General features: G+C 61.6%; 1 protein-coding gene. It reads right to left on the reverse strand.

Features of this window, described 5'->3' with window-relative positions; genetic code table 11:
- Window positions 1-276: class I fructose-bisphosphate aldolase (locus EN749_RS37015; protein WP_128365139.1), on the reverse strand; the 276-nt coding region annotated here is incomplete at its 3' end.
- Window positions 277-498: the final 222 nt, after the last annotated feature.

Below are 498 nucleotides of genomic sequence, written 5' to 3' on the forward strand. Positions count from 1 at the left end.
CCAGAAGGCCGCCTTGATGATGTCGACCAGCGGCGTGCCGTCGGCGGCCTTCTGGCGGGTCGTCTCGTCAAAGAGGATGACGCCGGAGATGTAACGGGTCATCGCCTCCCTGGTGCGGAACATCATCTCGCGGTAGTCACGGCGGCTGTCGGCGGTCGATTCGACGCCAATGACGTCGAAGCGCTTCTTGATGGTGCCTGAACTTTCGTCGGCCGCCAGCAGGCCCTTGCCGTCGGCGACGATTGCGGCGGCAATGTCTTCGAGACGTTCGCTCATTGTTGCTTCTCCTGAAACGGTTGTTCCGCGCTTAACGGAAGTCTACCGCCAAAGGAATGGCATCGGAAAGCTCGAATCGATTGAATGCCTCGGGCGGCCTTGTTCGCTCTCCGAGTGTTGATCGCCTCGCCTCGGAGCCTCAGCGCTTCAACACGTCGACGCCGGGCAGTGGCTTGCCTTCCATCCATTCCAGGAAAGCGCCGCCGGCGGTCGAGACATAGG

Source organism: Mesorhizobium sp. M7A.F.Ca.ET.027.02.1.1 (assembly GCF_004022985.1).
Classification (GTDB): Bacteria; Pseudomonadota; Alphaproteobacteria; order Rhizobiales; family Rhizobiaceae; genus Mesorhizobium.